We start from the raw sequence: 17,613 nt of genomic DNA on the forward strand, positions 1-17,613 counted from the left end.
AAATTTTAATTGTTGCCACACGGCATATAGGTTTGATACTTCTTTATACTTATGGAACTAATTAGGAGGAATTCACTACGAGTGGATATCAATGGATAACACTTGATGGGGAACTTTTCAAAACTTGCTTTCATAAATAGGTCTGTACTTTCAAACCGATGGACGTATTTACTCATATATCCTTAATCATAGCAATGTTTTTTTTCATAAATACTGTAATTATTTTAAAATCAATTTCAATTGAACATGTTTTCATACATAACAAAAAACAGTAACAAACTGAAAAATAAGAAAATTCAAAAAACCATACGATGATAACTCAGGCAATAAAAAAGCTACGCGGTGCGTAGCCTTGTATAGAGCAAACCGAGTTCTGCTTATTTTATGGGCTATTGTGAGTTTTTCCACATCAACTTTGCTGATATAAACAAACCCCTTTAGGACATTAAAATACAGTTAAATATTTTTACGCTCTATTGTTTGCTCACCCCAAAACAATTTGTCTTCTGTTGTCTTAGAAAATGCCAGTGGAAGTACTTCATCAGACCCTTCCTCCCAAATTTTTTCAGCTAACACCTCATTCCCTTTAGCTAATTCAAATATGGCTTGAGCAATCTCAATTGAAGTTTCACGGACCTTTGCCCATTCAGATATGTGATGATCTTTCATATTTAATATCCACAGTTATTAGTCTTAAGTGAAATCATAACATAGCTACAAAATTTTTAGTTAGCACCTTCTCAGCTAATCAAAATACACCGCATTAAATAATACTTATTCAAATATTAATAGCGCTCAAATACACCATAATCGGGTCTTTCACCACGCATAATGGCTCTTTGTTGCTCATGAACGGCGTCCCTATCAACTCTCTTTTGCTCATCTGAACGCGCGTCTTTATGTTGCTTTGGCCACGTTGATTTATTTGGCTCAAACGTTGGATTGAATGAACACCCTGCAATAATAAAAAAACAAAAAAATAAGGTAATGAGTTTCATTAAATATATTTAGTATTAGATAACGGAAACTATAACCTATCAAAATTAGAATATCACAGCAACCGATGATTTTATATTTAAGCCACAGACGCTATAATTAACCACAGTTAGGCTAAATATTATGATTGAGTGAAAAATAATTTATTTTATTGTCATTAACGCTTGGTTTAGTAGAAAGATGAGTCTAACAGTCAGTCATACGAGTAGCCGCAGATGTAAACTGTGGCTACTCGAGATTAAGAAAACTTATTTCTTACTAGCGAGGTAATCTTTTAAGGTTCCCTCTGGTTTTTTCTTGCAAAATTCAAGAATTAAAGGTGCTTCTGCAACGCTTTTTTCAGATAGCGCCACCCAATCACCGCCTTTAAATTGAGTGTCTTGTGATGTTACCCACAAGGCAACTGGAGCCCAACTTTTAGGATTCAGGTCCACATACTCTTTACATGTCATATTTTCGGGTGTCGAGGTGACTTTGTCGGCAGCTAATGCGTTGGATGACAGAATACTTGAAGTCAGTATACAAGCAGAAATCAGAACTTTATTCATAAATATTCCTCTTTATTTTCTCGTGGTAATGCCCATTGAAACAAGTCTATTATTTATAAATAATAAGAAATTTCAGCAAAGTCAATAGTGTTAAAAGGGTAATTTTGCCCTATCAAATTACAATTATCGCTTATAGATTATCCGCAAGTGAATGTATACTTTGGTTAGCAGGGGATACATAAATTTGAGAACGTAATAGTGCCCGCTTCACACTAATTGTTATTTAATATCGACGCTGAAATGGCAATAAGTCACTATGATAAAAATTAATATCGTAAACAATCAGGAAAGATGTCTCTATGAATTTTTATGGAATAGATTATTTACAAACACAGTCCAATATAAATGATTATTTAAAATATATTGTTATTTTTGGCACATTATTCACTTTGATCGTCGCTTTTATCCTGTATATGCGTCATCGTTTACAGACTAAATATCGAGATTTAACGATTATCGCCTTCTTATTTTTGCTCTTCATTTCAGGTGTTCAATATGCAGAGTATACTGACAACCAAAATATGCACTCGAAATCATCACAAATGGTTAATTTTGTAAGAGTATTATCGAAAGACAAAGATGTAAATATAAGCTCTATCCTTTCCAATTCAGTACAATTATCCGATGGTGTCATCATTAAAATTAATGATCGTTATTACCGTATTAACTTAAGCTCAGATCAAAAAACTTACAATTTAGTCGAGGTTTGGTTAACAAATCCCGAAATAACCATCATAAAAAATTAAGGAAGAAAATGATTATTTATGCACCGATTATTATAAAGCTGGGATTGGGAATACTATGTTTGATTGTTCAAATCAACCTTATGGGAAAAGGTAACCTAGCCCCCTCATCCGCAATGGACCAGGTTCAAAACTATGTTTTAGGTGGGATTATTGGCGGTGTCATTTACAATGAGTCGATAACCGTGCTGCAATTTATACTCGTGTTAATCATCTGGACTTTGCTTGTTTTTACCCTTAAATTTTTAAAAGAAAATAACCCATTAATTAAACGTGTTATTGATGGAAAGCCAATTACCTTAGTACATAATGGCAACGTTAATGTTAAAGAGTGTTTAAAAAATGGCGTTTCCGCAAATGATTTAATGTTTAAGTTAAGATCCAATGGTATTTATGAAATAGAACAGCTAAAACGCGTTGTTCTTGAACAGAATGGGCAGTTAACTATTATTCAAAGTGGTGATGAAAACATACGTTATCCAATTATCGTGGATGGCTTAGCTAACGGTGATCTACTTGAAATCATCGGAAAAGACATTGGGTGGTTAGAAGACAACATCTCTAAACAAGGCTTCAATAAAATTAGTGATGTCTATTTAGGTGAGTATTTGTCGGGTAGAATTAATTTATATGGATATGAGAAAAATGGAGTCAAAGATTAAGTCAGATTTATTCCTTGCGTGTAACTGATAATGTTCTTGTTCTAAGTATCGTATTATTAATAAGGTGTAATTTCGCTCATACTATCACGCCATAGTGGCCAATAACCTTTGTTCGGGATGATGTCCTATCAAGCATCCGAGTTAATTGATAACAATGTAATTGATTCTGAGGCTGCATATATCTGACAATCATCTAGAAATCAAAAAAATAAAAAGGTCGCACTAGGCGACCTCTCGAATAGATGACTTATATAGCTTAAACGAGCCTTTACATTTTATCAGTAATTTATAATAGATAAGGGGTAAACATCCCAATCTACTCAGCATCTTTTTCTTTGGTTAAACAATAACGCAAATTTTGCCTAATTGCTTCAATTGACCAGATCCAAAAAGCTGTTCCAACAAACTCAGAAATAAGGGCTTGATAGCCAGCAGTCCATAGCCAGCCAGATAGTCCTAATAATGGTACGACTAAGCCATGAGCAAAAATAGAAACAGCGATACCAAAACAAATACCGTGTAATAATCTAACTTTGGGTAAGTACTCAGCAATAATACAATATATTACTGCAATCACTATTGAAAATAATATATGGACACCATTCCCCCCCCAATTAATGCTATAGCCCATCCAATGATAAGTCATTGTATCTATATTTAACCCAAGCTTTTCTAGTAAGACGATTGGCGGTGGTGTTGTTTCAATGGTTCTTGGCGGAATTAAGCCTTCAAAACCTGACTTGACTAATGCTGAAAAAATACCCGCGATGATACCAACATATATTGCTATACCAATATGCCTGGAACTTTTTTTTGTTAACCTAAAAAAATCAATCATTATATACTCGCTCTATAATTTGGATATTATAAGTATAGTAGAGATAAGAATACGTGTTTATTATTTTAATTATTAGTTATAACAGCAGGGCTTAATTCATAGGATAACAGTAATTTTTTTCTTAAACATAAACAAATAATCAATCAAAACGAGAAAAATAAACACATGTATTTTAAAAAAATAGCATTTAAATATATATGAAAATCACTTAAAAGCGAGATTTCATACTATAAGATTAACGGATTTGTATTAACATTGATTCTTTAAGCACACAATGTTGCCTTACTATACACCAATGCTCATAGCAACCTCTATTGAATAAAAAACCCGCCATTGTTGGCGGGTTAAAAAATACAGAAAAATTATTTTGTATCTTTATTTTCAATAGCTATGACCCGAGGTTTTTCTTCTTCCGGGATTTCATATTCAATATTTAATGTTAACAAACCGCTTGATAATTCTGCATTTTCAATTTTTACATTCTTACCGAGATTAAATTCAAGAGAAAACTTATTTTGTGTTATCCCTTGATGAATCCATTTTTCTGAATCATTAACTAATTCAGTTGATTGCTCACCTTGTACATAGAGTTTCCCACCTTTTAAGGATACACTTAACTCATCCTCCTTATAACCAGGAACACTAACAGTTAATTGATAATTTGATTCATTTATTTGTTTTAAATTATATGGATGCTCTGAGGTTAATGGTCGGTTACCTGTTAATTGACTGAATAAACGATCCATTTGGTCAAACCTATTAGAAAGCAAGTTATCAGATAACGCTGGAAATAATGAAAAAGATCTAATGTTAGACATAATTTCTCCTTCAATATCAAAATAAATATCTATTACATAAGCACGATTAGCCAGTATGGATTAATTTTTTATCCTGTTACATCACTTATATAGGATTGCTAGCGAGAATTTCAAGATAATGATTACAATTCTTTACATTTAATATAGGCAGTCATAAAAAAATCACCACAGCGAGGTTCTTAACCATAGCCTGTCAAGTGACTAACATGCCTGAGCTTGCATGGTGCTTTTGCAAAAAATACATTTAGCACCAGAAGGGTCACTTTTTGTTACTTCAAAATGGTACCGTCTGTACTGAGTCCCTTTACAGCAAAGACATCTCATAACGATATCGCCCTAAAGCGCCACCACATTTGCCGCAGCTGGACCTTTTGCACCATTCGCTACTGAGAAACTAACTTTTTGTCCTTCAGTAAGCGTTTTGAAGCTATCACTTTGAATTGCACAAAGTGTACGAACACATCTTTGCTTCCATCTTCAGGAGAAATAAAACCAAAGCCTGTAGATTCGTTAAACCATTTTACTAAAAAATGTCATTGTATTAGACATATTGAATTCCTTTAGATTTTAATTGTTGCCACACGGCATATAGATACGATCATTATTTTAATCATCAATATGAATTGAAAATGTACTTAACATAAAAAACATAACATACTGATAAATATTTATTTTTATGATATAGCCTCCTGATGCCGTCTTATTATCATCCCACTTAATTTGCCTTCAAATCGATCAGAGTATGATCATAAGGTAGAACCTTTTTTGCTTACTAGTATCGAAAGCCCCCTACCATCTGCTATCATTGCTGGCTTAGAGATTTCTTTACCGTGAATGTTTTTTAGCTTTTTGTCTGTGAATTTTTATTAAATTCTGACATATCAGTCTTATTCAATGTCTTACTACACGAGTCAGTGTAAGACTGGGTTAATTCGGAAACAACGAGAACGACAAAAAACCAAAAAATATATACTTTTCAAAAAATTAAATAGCAATCAGAAACAAGAAAGAACAACCGAGAATGACGACTAATAAAGAGCAATATAACCTAAATAAACTCCAAAAAAGAATCCGCCGAGATGTTGGGCAAGCTATCGCCGATTTTAATATGATTGAAGATGGTGACCGCATCATGGTTTGCCTATCTGGGGGAAAAGATAGCTACACCCTACTGTCTATTTTGCAAAGCCTGCAAAAAAGTGCCCCAATTTCATTCTCTTTGGTCGCGGTAAACCTAGACCAAAAACAGCCTGGCTTCCCTGAGCATATTTTACCGGCTTACTTAGAGGAACTCGGTGTTGAGTATAAAATCGTTGAAGAAAATACTTACGGTATTGTGAAGGAAAAAATTCCTGAAGGAAAAACGACCTGCTCTCTGTGTTCTCGTCTGCGCCGTGGTATTTTGTATCGTACAGCAACAGAGATAGGTGCAACCAAAATCGCATTAGGTCATCACCGCGATGACATTTTACAAACACTGTTTTTAAACATGTTCTATGGCGGAAAATTAAAAGGCATGCCACCAAAGCTCATGAGTGACGACGGGAAACACATTGTTATCCGCCCTCTGGCTTATTGCCGTGAAAAAGATATTGAGCGTTATGCGAAAGCCAAAGCATTCCCTATCATTCCTTGTAATCTGTGCGGTTCTCAGCCTAATTTACAACGTCAAGTGATTAAAGAGATGCTCCGTGATTGGGATAAACGCTATCCTGGTCGCATTGAAACCATGTTTAGCGCAACTCAAAATGTTGTTTCCTCGCATCTGTGTGACACTGAACTTTTTGATTTTAAAAATATCTCTCATGGAGATGCCGTGATCAATGGCGGCGATATGGCTTTTGACCGCGAAGAGCTACCGACTCAGCCAATGATGGATGAAGATGATCAGCCCGACTATAACGCTGACCGTTTAGATGTAATTGAAATTAAATAAGATTACTCATAGTTATCCCACTACCTCTATATAATAGGGGTAGTGTCAGATTTTATGCAAAAAAAAAGCCGATGTAAGAGACATCGGCATTACAGTGGTCAATTATTCTGTATAAGAACTCAATATGAGAAAAACTACAATTATGGAGCACAACGTTCATCGCTCAACGTTGCATTCACCTGCGGGAGTAATATTGCCTTAAAACCCTATTCACTTTATTGATTTATCTCAAACTAGTGCCCATTATCCAGAATAATTCACCGTCTTATAACCATCGACTTCTTTTTAACCACCAGAACACTGTGGCAATCAAACCCGCGAGTAACAAGCAGAATGTACTGAAGGCAAACTTGAACTCATTACCCGGGATCCCCCCTAAATTCACACCAAATAAACCGGTTAAAAACGTGGTGGGTAAGAATATCATTGCCATTAATGACATAGTATAAATTCGGCGATTCATCATTTCTGTCATCATGTTCGTAATTTCGTCAGACATAATCGCAGTACGCGCAATAAAACCGTCTAGATCTTCAATACAACGCCCGAGTCTGTCCGATATTTCTTGCAAACGACGTCTATCATTTTCATCCAGCCATAATAATTTTTCGGCCGTTAACCGTGAAAACATATCTCGTTGCGGTGCCATATAACGGCGAACAACAATAATTTGTTTACGCAACAGGGCTAATTCCCCTCTTTCCGGAATTTCGCCATGCAATATCACATCTTCCATTTCAATCAATCGTTCGTGAAGAGAATCAGTAAAATCACTAATTTCATCAGTCATTGCATCCGTAACATCAGCAAGCCATTCTCCTGTGCTTTGAGCACCTACACCTTCTTTTAAATCATCAATAACCGAATCCAATGAATGAACACGTCGATGTCTACATGAAACAATCAAACGGCTATTCATGAAAATGCGAAATGCCACTAGCTGCTCTGGACGCTGACCTGTCGTGTTATTTAATGTCTGCAATGTGAGTAACACACCATCGCCAATACGCACCATACGCATACGATTCATTTTACCAGTCAGTGATGATTTCACTTGGTCATTAAATAAATCAGTCTGTTGGATCCAGCTAGCGGTCTCTTTATTTTTATAATCGTAATGCAGCCAAAATGGAGATTGCTGTGTCGCATTTGCATTTAAATCGATAGGAAGAACCCCGCCATTCCCATCTAACTGAAAGGCATGAACAGGGCTAGAGTGTTGAAATTGCGATCCATAGGTCGACGCCATGCAAATATCTCCATAAATTGAAAAGTAAGGTATTTTTAGTTGATTAAAGGGAATATTGCAATGATTTCAATAACAAAATAAAAATACAAAGTTTAATTTAGTGTTAAAGAACAGAAAATAAAAGCATTAAAATAAGATGGTGTGCAGGATTTATAGCTCAATGAAATTTCTCAATTTTTGCTAGGGAGATCCCATTCGATTGACACAAATTAGCAATAAAACCGCAAAGTTTTTCCCTATTATTAGCTCTGTAGTGTTTATTCCTTTTTGGTCCTCCTTCTAACTCTCCAGTGGAAGGAGTTTTTTTATTTTAGGACCGCAAAAAGTTTAGCCAGCACGGTGGGTACTGGCTAAATATCATTGTTAATGCTTAATAATATAGAAGCTATGGCTGTATGCCACATCCTCTGGATTTTCAATCGGATAACCTTTCAACCACGGCTTAATCAACCGTGCATTCGTGTATTGGTAGATTGGCGCAATTGGCGCTTCTTTAGCAATAATCGCTTCTGCTTGATTATAATAGGCATTACGTTGAGCATCATTGGTTTCAATACTTGCTGACGTCATTAATGCATCATATTGCGAGCTATTAAACTTAGGAATATTGCCATTATGTTGAGATGTCAGGAGCGATAAAAAAGTCGATGGCTCATTAAAATCCCCAATCCACGATGCGCGGATCACATCAAAGTTTCCGGTGTTACGGCTATCAATGTAGGTTTTCCACTCTTGGTTCACTAACTTAACCTGAACCCCTAGCTTCTTCTTCCACATAGAAGCAATCGCAATCGCAATTTTTTGGTGGTTTTCCGAACTATTATAAAGCAATGTCAATTCCAAAGGGTGAGCTTCACTATACCCTGCTTGTTGTAACAATATTTTAGCTTGTTGATCCAACTCTTTTTGCTTATGTGACTGATACAGTCCTTTTTGGGGCTTGAAACCTGCGGTGACATCAGGTGTAAAATAATAAGCGGGTTTCTCACCAGTGCCTAATACTTTGCTGGCAATCAGTTGTCGGTCAATCGTCATAGATAATGCCTGACGGACTCTCACATCATTTGTCGGTGCTCGCTGAGTATTGAATGCGTAATAGTAGGTACCTAATTGGTCAGGCGTAAAAACTTCATTCGGAATATCTTGTAATAATTTTTGATAACGCTGTTTCGGGAAGGATTCAGTAATATCTAAATCACCCGCCAAATAGCGATTGGTTGCATGAGACTCTTGGTTAATCGGAACAAAGGTGACCTTTGTGATAACGGTATTTTTATGATCCCAATAATGCGGATTTGGGGTTAGTACGATTTTTTCATTCACAACGCGATCATTCAGTTTAAATGCACCGTTTCCAACCAAATTTCCCACTTTTATCCAATCTGCGCCATATTGTTCAACGGTTCCACGATGGACAGGAAACAGGCTAAAGTTAGCAGTTAATGAAGGAAAATAAGGAACTGGCTTATTTAAGATAATTTTCAATGTATGTTTATCTACTGCTTCTACTCCTAATTGCTCTGGAGGAAGCTTTCCATCAATAATATCTTGCGCATTATTAATACCAGCCAGTGCAGCAAACCAAGCGAATGGTGAAGTATTAGCGGGAGTCACTAAACGACGCCAGCTGTAAACAAAATCTTCGGCGGTAACGGGTTCACCATTCGACCACGCAGCATCAGGACGTAATTGAAAAACCCAAGTTCGGTTATCATTGGTATGCCAATTTAATGCCACTCCCGCGATTGGCTGACCGTGATTATCTTGATTAACAAGACCCTCAAATAAATCACGCATGACTTGAGCTTCTGTAAGGCCGACTGATTTAATTGGATCTAATGATGCGGGTTCATCTTTAAGATGGCGCACAACTTCTTGATTTTCTGCTAAAACAGTACCTGCGGGAATGGTCGCGCTGAGAGTATGTGTAGAAAGGAAAAGTGACGAAATGAATACAGCTAAAGAGGTCAATGAACGTTTATGCATATTATTATTTCTATCTATTAATCAAAAAGAAGGTAACTCAACAGTAAAAACCATTGAGCTTTGATGAATTCATCCATTAAAAACCGCTAAATTCATATTTAGTAAGTCAACGCTCTCCCAATGATATCCAGTAAACCATTGACTTGATTATCGGTTTAAAATTAGCTTTCGCCTCATCATATAACAAGTAAAACACGGCACAAAGCGCTCTTTTTATCCCATTGAATATGGTATTTTAGGATGATACATAATAAAAAACATAAACTCTTAATAGAGCTTATTAATTGTATACTGCGGCGTCACCTTCTTGTTTATCATACTGAGAAGCTGACAATGCAATTGGTCAATAATAGAATGTAAAAACAACAGTTCAGGGCGTGAAATTACGTAATTTTTTGATTATAAATATTACTTTCTCATTTCATCCTCTGCAGCTCAACCTATAAACGGGAGAAAAACGAATGTCACAGACAGTTAAACTCAAAGGCAACAGCATTTCACTTGCAGGTACATTTTTACAGGCAGGTTCACAAGCGAAACCTTTCACTTTAGTCGCTAAGGACTTAAGCGAAGCAACTTTAGAAACGTATCAAGGTAAACGCAAAATTCTGAATATTTTTCCAAGTGTAGATACCGGTGTTTGCGCTGCCTCTGTACGAAAATTTAATCAACTAGCAAGTGGTTTAGATAACACCGTTGTTTTATGTATTTCTGCTGACTTACCTTTCGCACAAGCTCGCTTTTGTGGTGCTGAGGGTTTAGACAACGTCGTTACATTATCTGCATTCCGTAGCGATTTCGCAGCAGATCACGGTGTTGAGATGACAACAGGACCATTAAAAGGCTTAACTGCACGTTCTGTCGTGGTATTAGATGAGAATGACAAAGTCATTTACAGCCAGCTAGTTCCTGAAATTACCGAAGAACCTGATTATGACAACGCGCTAAATAGCCTGAAATAATCTCAATTTATGCTGGACCACAATCACCGATACTTTCAGTGATTGTGGTCTTTTTTATCGACAGGTATTTTACGAATAATGTTGACAGGTAGCATTGACGTTTACGAGGTTTACGCAGCACGTTTTAATCAACATGAGCCCAAAATAGCCGTTTGTGATTTTTCGCGTTAACGACATTAGTAAAAATCATGTTTTCCTTCATCATACTCACTAATGAGTGTGACAGAGTACTTAATACTCGCTGTGCTTGCTCTTGTGTAACAGGGCAACAAGAAGTGAGAATATCAATAATCAAATCCCGTGGTTTATCCCCATTTTTCACTAGTGCTTCCCACGTAAAACGGGTCTTTTTGGCTAAATAATTTGCCGCTGCCTTATTCATTAAATAAAGTTCTGCCGCAGCATTGGCTGATTCAAACATATCACCTTGATAGTGACTCTTAGACATATACTCACGTAGCTTGAAATTGACAATAAAATTAATAGTGAATTGTTCCATTGCAACTCCTTGAAGGTATAAAACCAGCGTTGCTATTATTCATAATCAATGCACAACTTAAGCATTTATTTATCATTAACTGAGAAAGTAAAATGGCGTTCACCATTTTTATAGCAGAAAAAATCACCAGCACGCAATGATCAAAGCATCGCTTTTTAGGTAAAGAACATGAAAATTTGGGTTAATCGAGTTAGCTCACTAAATTATTTGCGCTTATATTTAATTTAGTGAGCGTTTTCATTGGATGGGCTTTACAAGTTGGGAGCGGTGCCACTAATCTGGAAAGTACCGTATTTCAAGCAAAGTGTCTTTCTTGTCTTGAATAAACTGGAGATAGGTTTCTCCTCCTGAAAAACTTTGCTCAATTTCTAATTTATTCTCACCACTCCAACGGTAAATAATCGACAGGCAATTATCATCAGAGCAAATCACTTCCTTGTTTTTATTGGGTTCTAATTTCGCCTCTAAAAACTGTTTATCCTCACCGAGCAAGTCACGATATTCTTGATAAGCGCTAAGCAATGAACGATCAGAAAAATGGCACTGAGTTAACGCACCATTTTCATACACGTCATCCATTGTTTGCACTGCATTTTTGCAAAGTTTATCAATCAATTTATTGTTTGGTTTTTCTTGTGCGAAGCTGTTGACGCTCACGCTCATTAATATGCCGATCACACTCAATTTTAAAATATTCTTCATCGCGTTAGTCTTGCTCTTTCTTAGTGCTGAGACCATATTCTCTCAATTTATTTGCAATCGCAGTATGAGAAATATCTAAACGTTTTGCCAATTTTCTTGTGCTCGGATAATCACGATATAGTCTTGCTAATACAGATGCTTCATAACGTTTGGTAATATCATCCAGCGAGCCATTTAATGTATCTAAAGCAATCGCAGGTGCATTAACTGCATCCGGTAATTGAACATCGCCCACATCCAGAATATCGCCATTAAATTGCGATAATCCTTGATATAATGCATTCCTCAATTGTCTAACATTGCCTGGCCAGTAATAAGAATTCAGTGATTCAATTAATGCTGGTGAAATTTTGGGTTCAGCAATATGTAATTCTTTAGCAAAGTTAGCCACAAACATTTTAGTGAGCGGTTTAATATCTTCACTGCGCTCTCTTAATGGTGGAATAGTCAATGTCAGTACATTCAGGCGATAATAGAGATCTTCTCGGAATTTTTTCTGTTCGACTAATTCGGGTAAGTTTTTCTGTGTCGCACAGATCACTCGTACATTTACCTTAACTTCATGCTCCTCACCGACACGTCGGAAGGTGCCATCATTCAGGAAACGTAGCAGCTTGATTTGCATTTGAGGCGACATCTCGGCAATTTCATCCAGTAAGACAGTTCCACCGTTTGCCTGCTCAAAAAAGCCTTTTTTCCCTTCAATAGCATTTGGATAGGCACCCGCAGCATATCCAAATAACTCACTTTCGACGACATCATCCGGCAACGATGCACAATTTAATCCTAAAAATGGCGCATTGCCGCGAGCACTGTGTAAATGGCACGCTTTTGCCAAAATATCTTTACCTGTTCCGGTTTCACCGACTAACAAAAGTGGCTCATCAAGCATTGCAACTCGTTTGGCTCGCTCGATCACTTGAACCATAGCAGGGCTAACCGCAACAATTTGGTTAAATCCACGGTTATCCACATCAACTTCTGCCGCTTGCTTACGCTGATTTTCCAATATAGCGACCGATTTGAGGAGAATAACTGCGCCTGTGCAGTGAAATTTTCCGTCTTCATCCGCTAGAATGATTGGTGTGACCTGCATTAAATAGTCACTTCCTTTTACAGAGACTCGCTCGGTATAAGGCTCAGGTGACTCCCGCTCAAACCAACGATGTAGCCCATGATTAGGAATTAACTGCGAAAAAGATTTTTGTTTGATTTTGGTTTCATCAACCCCAAATAACTGCAAACTCATTGGGTTAATCAATTCGATATTCAGCTTATTATCAATGGATAATACAGCTTCAGGGAATGAGTTAAGCAATGCCCAAACAGCTCTATGCTCACGCTCTGATGGCATAAAGTAGATACGACGTACATCAATCACTCCATTAATACGGCGGATCTCTGCCATTAACGTGCTAAAAACCTGAAAATCGACAGGTGCAAAATTCAGGTAAATTCGACGTTGAGCTGAAATTTCGATACCTTTTAAGTCAATGTTTTGTAGGACTAAAAGATCAAGTAATTCACGCGTTAAACCGATACGGTCTTGGCAGGTCACTTCGAGGCGCATGATGAAACCTTCTGTAGAGAACATAATTCTTGATATTTTAGCGTTAATTAGGTCAGTAATACAGTATTCGTGTCACATATTGTTGACACCCATCTAGTTTCTAAGAAATATCAGTCCGAGTTTTTTCTTAGACAGCAGGGTTGTTGATTAAACAAACAGGAAAAGTCTCTTTTAGAGGGGATAGGCAGGATGTGATTAAACTGTCAACTCATCCTGCCAGCTATATTTACAGCTTATGAATTATCTTTCTTTGTGGGGATCGCGTTTTTCAACTGCCCAATTAATTGGCGGCGGAAATCGCCTAATCTTGGCTTATCGTCTATCCATGGTAATGGACGACATAGCTCCATCGCCTTGATACCAAGTCTAGCCGTCAGTAACCCAGCCCCTATTCCTTGTGCCGCTCGAGTCGAGAGCCGCGCGGTAATATCCTGAGACAGCCAGTCCATACCCACTTCACGAATAAGCTCGGATGCACCTGCAAATGCAATATTAATCAGTACCATACGAAATAAACGAATTCGGCTATAATACCCAAGTTCAATACCATAAATTGCCGCAATGCGATTAATTAAACGAATATTGCGCCATGCAATAAATGCCATGTCCACAATCGCCAATGGACTGACTGCAATCATTAATGCAGATTCTGCCGATGAACGGCTAATCTCTTTGCGTGCTTGTTCATCCAAAATTGGCTGCACTAATTTACTATATAGCTCAATCACTTCCCTATCGTTATGGGAGTCATGAACGGTTGCTTGCCAACTCTGAATGGCGGGATGCTGCATCGGTAATGCGGATTGCTTGGCTAGCTTCTCACAAAATGCCTTACCCTGCCCCATTCCATGGCTATGAAGCAATTCCCGTGCATAATCTCGCTCTTGAGCTCTCTCCCTGAGTCGATATAAACGCCTCCATTCACCAACCACAGAGCCAACACCAGCCACGACAATCAGTCCGCCCGCAGCAGCCGTTCCAAGTGCAGTCCAATCTTGGGTAATCCATGATTGGTGGATCCAAATACCTAATTGAGCAACAACGCTTACGCCAAAAATACCCGCTGCAGTCCCAACCAGTTTTCGCCAAAAACTGCGCTTAGGTTTGAGTGCGTCATTGATCAAGCTTTCAACTTCACCGTCTTGGCTATCTTGCTCTTCCTGTATATCGACTGGAATAAATTTTTCAAATGCACTTTCATCAAAAGTTTGAGCTTGTTTTAACGACTCCATAGCAGGTTTACCTGCTTTATCTGCAAAATCCACACGTTGTTTTAGAGGTTCACTCATTTCAGTTTATCTCCTAACAAAAATTCCAGCGCACTGTCCATTCGGATATGAGGCAAAGGTTGGTCTAACGGCGTTGGACGAGGGCGGAAATTTTCAAATTGGAAGCCCTGCTGTTGCCAGAACTGTTCATTTGGCAAACGCTTAGGCACATCTCCTGGGTAGAAAGTCAGTGGCTGACCATCACTAAGACGTTCGCCTTTCAACGCCGGTAATTTTTCGCCTTTATAATCGACAATACCGCTTTCCGTTGCTTGAATTGACGCAAGCCCAACACAATCCATGCTGATACCTTCAAATGCTGCATTTTGCCATGCATCTTGGACTAGTTGTTGTAATAACGAGACCAAATTAGCATGTTGGTCGGGTGTAACATGATCGGATTTACTGGCTGCAAATAGAAGCTTATCAATACATGGGGAAAACATCCGTCTAAGTAATGTGCGTTTTCCATAATGGAAGCTGCGCATTAACTGTGTTAACGCCATCCGCATATCATTGAATGCGTCTGCACCGCTATTTAGGGGCTGCAAACAATCCACCAGCACAATTTGACGATCAAAACGTTGAAAATGGTCTTTATAAAACCCTTTCACCACATGGTCACAATAGTATTGATAGCGGCGCTGCAACGCACCAATATTGGTGTGTTTATCCGCTTGCACTAACTGTTTTTCACCATATTTTTCAATGTTTGGCCATGGGAAAAACTGTAATGCAGGTGCACCCGCGAGATCTCCCGGTAAGACAAACCGACCAGGTTGAATAAAGTGCTGCCCTTGACGCTTACATTCATGTAAATATGCAGTGTAAGCATCCGAAATTTCAGCTAACAAGTTCTCATCTACGGGCGCTAATGGGTCACATTTTTCGCAAAGCTGTAACCACTCATTAGCGAGTTCAGCACGCTTGCCTTTCAGCAGCACCTTCATTTGGCTAGACCATGTTAAATAGTTCAGATCCAGCATAGGTAAATCCAGTAACCACTCTCCCGGATAATCTACAATCTCCAAATACAAGGAGGAGTTATCTACGAAATGACGAACAAATGAGTCATTTGAACGGTAATGCAGTTTTAAGCGAATTTCGCTGACACCTCGAGTTGGCGTGGGCCATTGAGGCGGATTCCCATACAGTGAGGCAATACCTTCATCATAAGCAAAACGAGGAATAGACATATCGCGCTGAGGGATACGTTTAACGCCTAAAATACGTTTGTCTCTTGCCGCAGAAAATAGCGGGAGACGCGCACCTGTCGTGGAATTAAGGAGTTGATTGACGAGAGAAGTGATGAATGCAGTTTTGCCACTACGGCTTAGCCCCGTAACAGCAAGCCTTACATGGCGATCAACGCTACGGTTCATTAAGTCAGTTAATTCATTTTGTAGCCGTTTCATAGTGCTCCTAATTCTCGCTCTCCCAATAAAAATATAATGGGAATACAGTTATTAAACTCTATTCCCATTTATGTGATGGTGCAAATCTGTTATAGGTGACGAAATTTACTGTTCACGGTATAAGTATCCGAGGTCACATAGCGTTCCATTTGACGCAACTTCATTTCTCCAGCTTGTAGCTGTGCATCAATTTGGTTTAATAGTGTCGTCACTTCAAGACCAATGTCTCGTTCACTGCGATAACCACTTGGCGCAGCTTCAACAAAAAAGCACATCACCACATACACAATTAAGGTCAATCCAAAGCTCATAAACAGGGCGAGTACTGCTAATGCTCTGACCAAAGCAACCGGTAACTCTAAATAGTCAGCGAGACCGGAACAAACACCACCAAAAACCCGTTTATCCGTTAAGCGATATAACTTACGGTTGCGTAGATTAGTCATTATTTTTGCCTCCAATTTGGATGCTCGGCATCTAAAATATCTTCAAGCGTTTTAATACGTTGCTGCATACGAGATGACTGTTCAGCCAATTGCATTAAACGTTGCACTTCATTCTCAGTAAGCTGACTTCCCTGCCCGTTATTTTTCTTACCATAATGGAGCCACAACCAAATTGGCAGAACAAAAATGACAAAAATGATTAATACGAGAGACAATAAAACGTAGCCCATCACATTTCCTTATTTATGGTTATTTAGCCTAGCGCACTGGCGCAGAAATACTGCGCCTTGCGTGTTTAATATTATTCGTCTTTGTTAATTTTAGCTTTAAGCGCGGCTAATTGTGCACTAATTTCATCATCCGCTTTTAACTCAGCAAATTGCTGTTCTAAAGAGCGTTGTTTACCAATACCGTAGCTTTGCGCTTCGCCTTCCATATGGTCAATACGGCGCTCAAACTGCTCAAAACGTGCCATCGCTTCATCCAGTTTACCACTATCTAACTGGCGACGAACGTTGCGGCTTGATTGCGCAGCTTCTAAACGCACTGTCATTGACTGCTGTTTTGCACGAGTTTCTTGCAATTTATTTTCTAATTCAGTGATTTCACCTTTTAAGCGAGTCAGTGTTTCATCAACAATAATCAGCTCATGTTTTAAGGTATCGACCATGGCGCTGACTTTTTGCTTTTCAATCAATGCCGCACGCGCTAAATCTTCTTTATCTTTAATGAGTGCTAATTCCGCTTTTTCTTGCCATTCAGCAATTTGCTTTTCACCCATTTCCACACGACGCTCTAAGCTTTTTTTCTCCGCTAGCGTACGTGCTGATGTGGAGCGAATTTCCACTAACATATCTTCCATTTCCTGAATCATCAGGCGGATCATTTTCTGCGGATCTTCAGCTTTATCAAGCAGTGAAGCAATGTTGGCATTAATGATGTCGGCAAAACGTGAAAAAATACCCATAATTTATA

General features: G+C 38.2%; 19 protein-coding genes and 2 pseudogenes. 4 read left to right on the forward strand and 17 right to left on the reverse strand.

Annotated features, from left to right (window positions below; all coding sequences use genetic code 11):
• Positions 1-456: 456 nt before the first annotated feature.
• The 3 genes from PR766_RS06105 to PR766_RS06115 form a co-directional block, all read right to left on the reverse strand.
• The gene (locus PR766_RS06105) at positions 457-669 is read right to left on the reverse strand and encodes a YccJ family protein (RefSeq protein ID WP_006660036.1); all 213 of its coding nucleotides are present in this window, start codon (positions 667-669) and stop codon (positions 457-459) included.
• A gap of 116 nt (positions 670-785) precedes the next feature.
• Entirely contained in the window at positions 786-998 is a 213-nt protein-coding gene (locus PR766_RS06110; RefSeq protein WP_006661914.1) for a hypothetical protein, read from the reverse strand.
• 246 nt (positions 999-1,244) lie between these two features.
• On the reverse strand, positions 1,245-1,544 hold the full coding sequence (locus tag PR766_RS06115; protein WP_006660038.1) for an HdeA/HdeB family chaperone: 300 nt from the start codon (positions 1,542-1,544) through the stop codon (positions 1,245-1,247).
• Between the two features lie 299 nt (positions 1,545-1,843).
• Between PR766_RS06115 and PR766_RS06120 the strand changes: the two genes are divergently transcribed.
• Together PR766_RS06120 and PR766_RS06125 are read left to right on the forward strand one after the other, a co-directional pair.
• Positions 1,844-2,290 carry a DUF3290 domain-containing protein gene (locus tag PR766_RS06120; RefSeq protein ID WP_036979328.1) on the forward strand — a complete coding sequence of 149 codons (447 nt, stop codon included), beginning with the start codon at positions 1,844-1,846 and terminating at the stop codon, positions 2,288-2,290.
• 8 nt (positions 2,291-2,298) lie between these two features.
• On the forward strand, positions 2,299-2,949 hold the full coding sequence (locus tag PR766_RS06125) for a DUF421 domain-containing protein (RefSeq protein WP_006660040.1): 651 nt from the start codon (positions 2,299-2,301) through the stop codon (positions 2,947-2,949).
• Between the two features lie 316 nt (positions 2,950-3,265).
• Here PR766_RS06125 and PR766_RS06130 read toward each other — a convergent pair whose 3' ends face one another.
• From PR766_RS06130 to PR766_RS06145, 4 genes and pseudogenes are all read right to left on the reverse strand, one after another.
• Positions 3,266-3,787, reverse strand: coding sequence for a YagU family protein (locus PR766_RS06130; RefSeq protein ID WP_036965053.1), 522 nt, complete (start codon positions 3,785-3,787; stop codon positions 3,266-3,268).
• Between the two features lie 362 nt (positions 3,788-4,149).
• Positions 4,150-4,605: an Hsp20 family protein gene (locus PR766_RS06135; protein ID WP_006661916.1), complete on the reverse strand. Its 456-nt coding sequence runs from the start codon at positions 4,603-4,605 to the stop codon at positions 4,150-4,152.
• A gap of 219 nt (positions 4,606-4,824) precedes the next feature.
• Positions 4,825-4,929, reverse strand: a pseudogene (gene ymcF / locus PR766_RS06140) (cold shock small protein YmcF); the annotation flags it as partial.
• A 12-nt stretch (positions 4,930-4,941) separates the two neighbouring features.
• Positions 4,942-5,093, reverse strand: a pseudogene (locus PR766_RS06145) (cold shock domain-containing protein).
• Between the two features lie 506 nt (positions 5,094-5,599).
• Here PR766_RS06145 and ttcA point away from each other — a divergent pair.
• Positions 5,600-6,541 carry a tRNA 2-thiocytidine(32) synthetase TtcA gene (gene ttcA, locus PR766_RS06150; RefSeq protein WP_262362003.1) on the forward strand — a complete coding sequence of 314 codons (942 nt, stop codon included), beginning with the start codon at positions 5,600-5,602 and terminating at the stop codon, positions 6,539-6,541.
• Between the two features lie 265 nt (positions 6,542-6,806).
• Here ttcA and zntB read toward each other — a convergent pair whose 3' ends face one another.
• Together zntB and PR766_RS06160 are read right to left on the reverse strand one after the other, a co-directional pair.
• Positions 6,807-7,790, reverse strand: coding sequence for a zinc transporter ZntB (gene zntB / locus PR766_RS06155; RefSeq protein WP_006661918.1), 984 nt, complete (start codon positions 7,788-7,790; stop codon positions 6,807-6,809).
• A gap of 363 nt (positions 7,791-8,153) precedes the next feature.
• Positions 8,154-9,776: a peptide ABC transporter substrate-binding protein gene (locus tag PR766_RS06160; RefSeq protein ID WP_154636645.1), complete on the reverse strand. Its 1,623-nt coding sequence runs from the start codon at positions 9,774-9,776 to the stop codon at positions 8,154-8,156.
• 461 nt (positions 9,777-10,237) lie between these two features.
• Between PR766_RS06160 and tpx the strand changes: the two genes are divergently transcribed.
• Complete coding sequence (gene tpx / locus PR766_RS06165; RefSeq protein WP_154636646.1) at positions 10,238-10,738, forward strand: thiol peroxidase; 501 nt, start codon at positions 10,238-10,240, stop codon at positions 10,736-10,738.
• Between the two features lie 124 nt (positions 10,739-10,862).
• Here tpx and PR766_RS06170 read toward each other — a convergent pair whose 3' ends face one another.
• The 8 genes from PR766_RS06170 to pspA all read right to left on the reverse strand — a co-directional run bounded on the left by PR766_RS06170 (position 10,863) and on the right by pspA (position 17,605).
• Positions 10,863-11,237, reverse strand: a complete 375-nt coding sequence (locus tag PR766_RS06170) for a hypothetical protein (RefSeq protein ID WP_006660050.1) — start codon at positions 11,235-11,237, stop codon at positions 10,863-10,865.
• Positions 11,238-11,510: 273 nt separating this feature from the next.
• A complete protein-coding gene (locus PR766_RS06175; RefSeq protein WP_036962198.1) occupies positions 11,511-11,939 on the reverse strand; it encodes a hypothetical protein in 429 nt (142 codons plus the stop codon).
• Between the two features lie 4 nt (positions 11,940-11,943).
• Entirely contained in the window at positions 11,944-13,509 is a 1,566-nt protein-coding gene (gene tyrR / locus PR766_RS06180) for a transcriptional regulator TyrR (protein WP_036962196.1), read from the reverse strand.
• A gap of 233 nt (positions 13,510-13,742) precedes the next feature.
• Complete coding sequence (locus tag PR766_RS06185; RefSeq protein ID WP_036965059.1) at positions 13,743-14,798, reverse strand: YcjF family protein; 1,056 nt, start codon at positions 14,796-14,798, stop codon at positions 13,743-13,745.
• Positions 14,795-16,192, reverse strand: a complete 1,398-nt coding sequence (locus PR766_RS06190) for a YcjX family protein (RefSeq protein ID WP_006660055.1) — start codon at positions 16,190-16,192, stop codon at positions 14,795-14,797. Before PR766_RS06190 ends, PR766_RS06185 begins: the two co-directional genes overlap by 4 nt.
• Before the next feature lie 89 nt (positions 16,193-16,281).
• Complete coding sequence (pspC, locus tag PR766_RS06195) at positions 16,282-16,638, reverse strand: envelope stress response membrane protein PspC (RefSeq protein ID WP_006660056.1); 357 nt, start codon at positions 16,636-16,638, stop codon at positions 16,282-16,284.
• Entirely contained in the window at positions 16,638-16,868 is a 231-nt protein-coding gene (gene pspB / locus PR766_RS06200) for an envelope stress response membrane protein PspB (RefSeq protein ID WP_006660057.1), read from the reverse strand. Before pspB ends, pspC begins: the two co-directional genes overlap by 1 nt.
• A gap of 71 nt (positions 16,869-16,939) precedes the next feature.
• On the reverse strand, positions 16,940-17,605 hold the full coding sequence (gene pspA / locus PR766_RS06205; RefSeq protein WP_006660058.1) for a phage shock protein PspA: 666 nt from the start codon (positions 17,603-17,605) through the stop codon (positions 16,940-16,942).
• Positions 17,606-17,613 lie beyond the last annotated feature (8 nt).

Source organism: Providencia sp. PROV208 (assembly GCF_028479465.1).
Lineage (GTDB): Bacteria > Pseudomonadota > Gammaproteobacteria > Enterobacterales > Enterobacteriaceae > Providencia > Providencia alcalifaciens.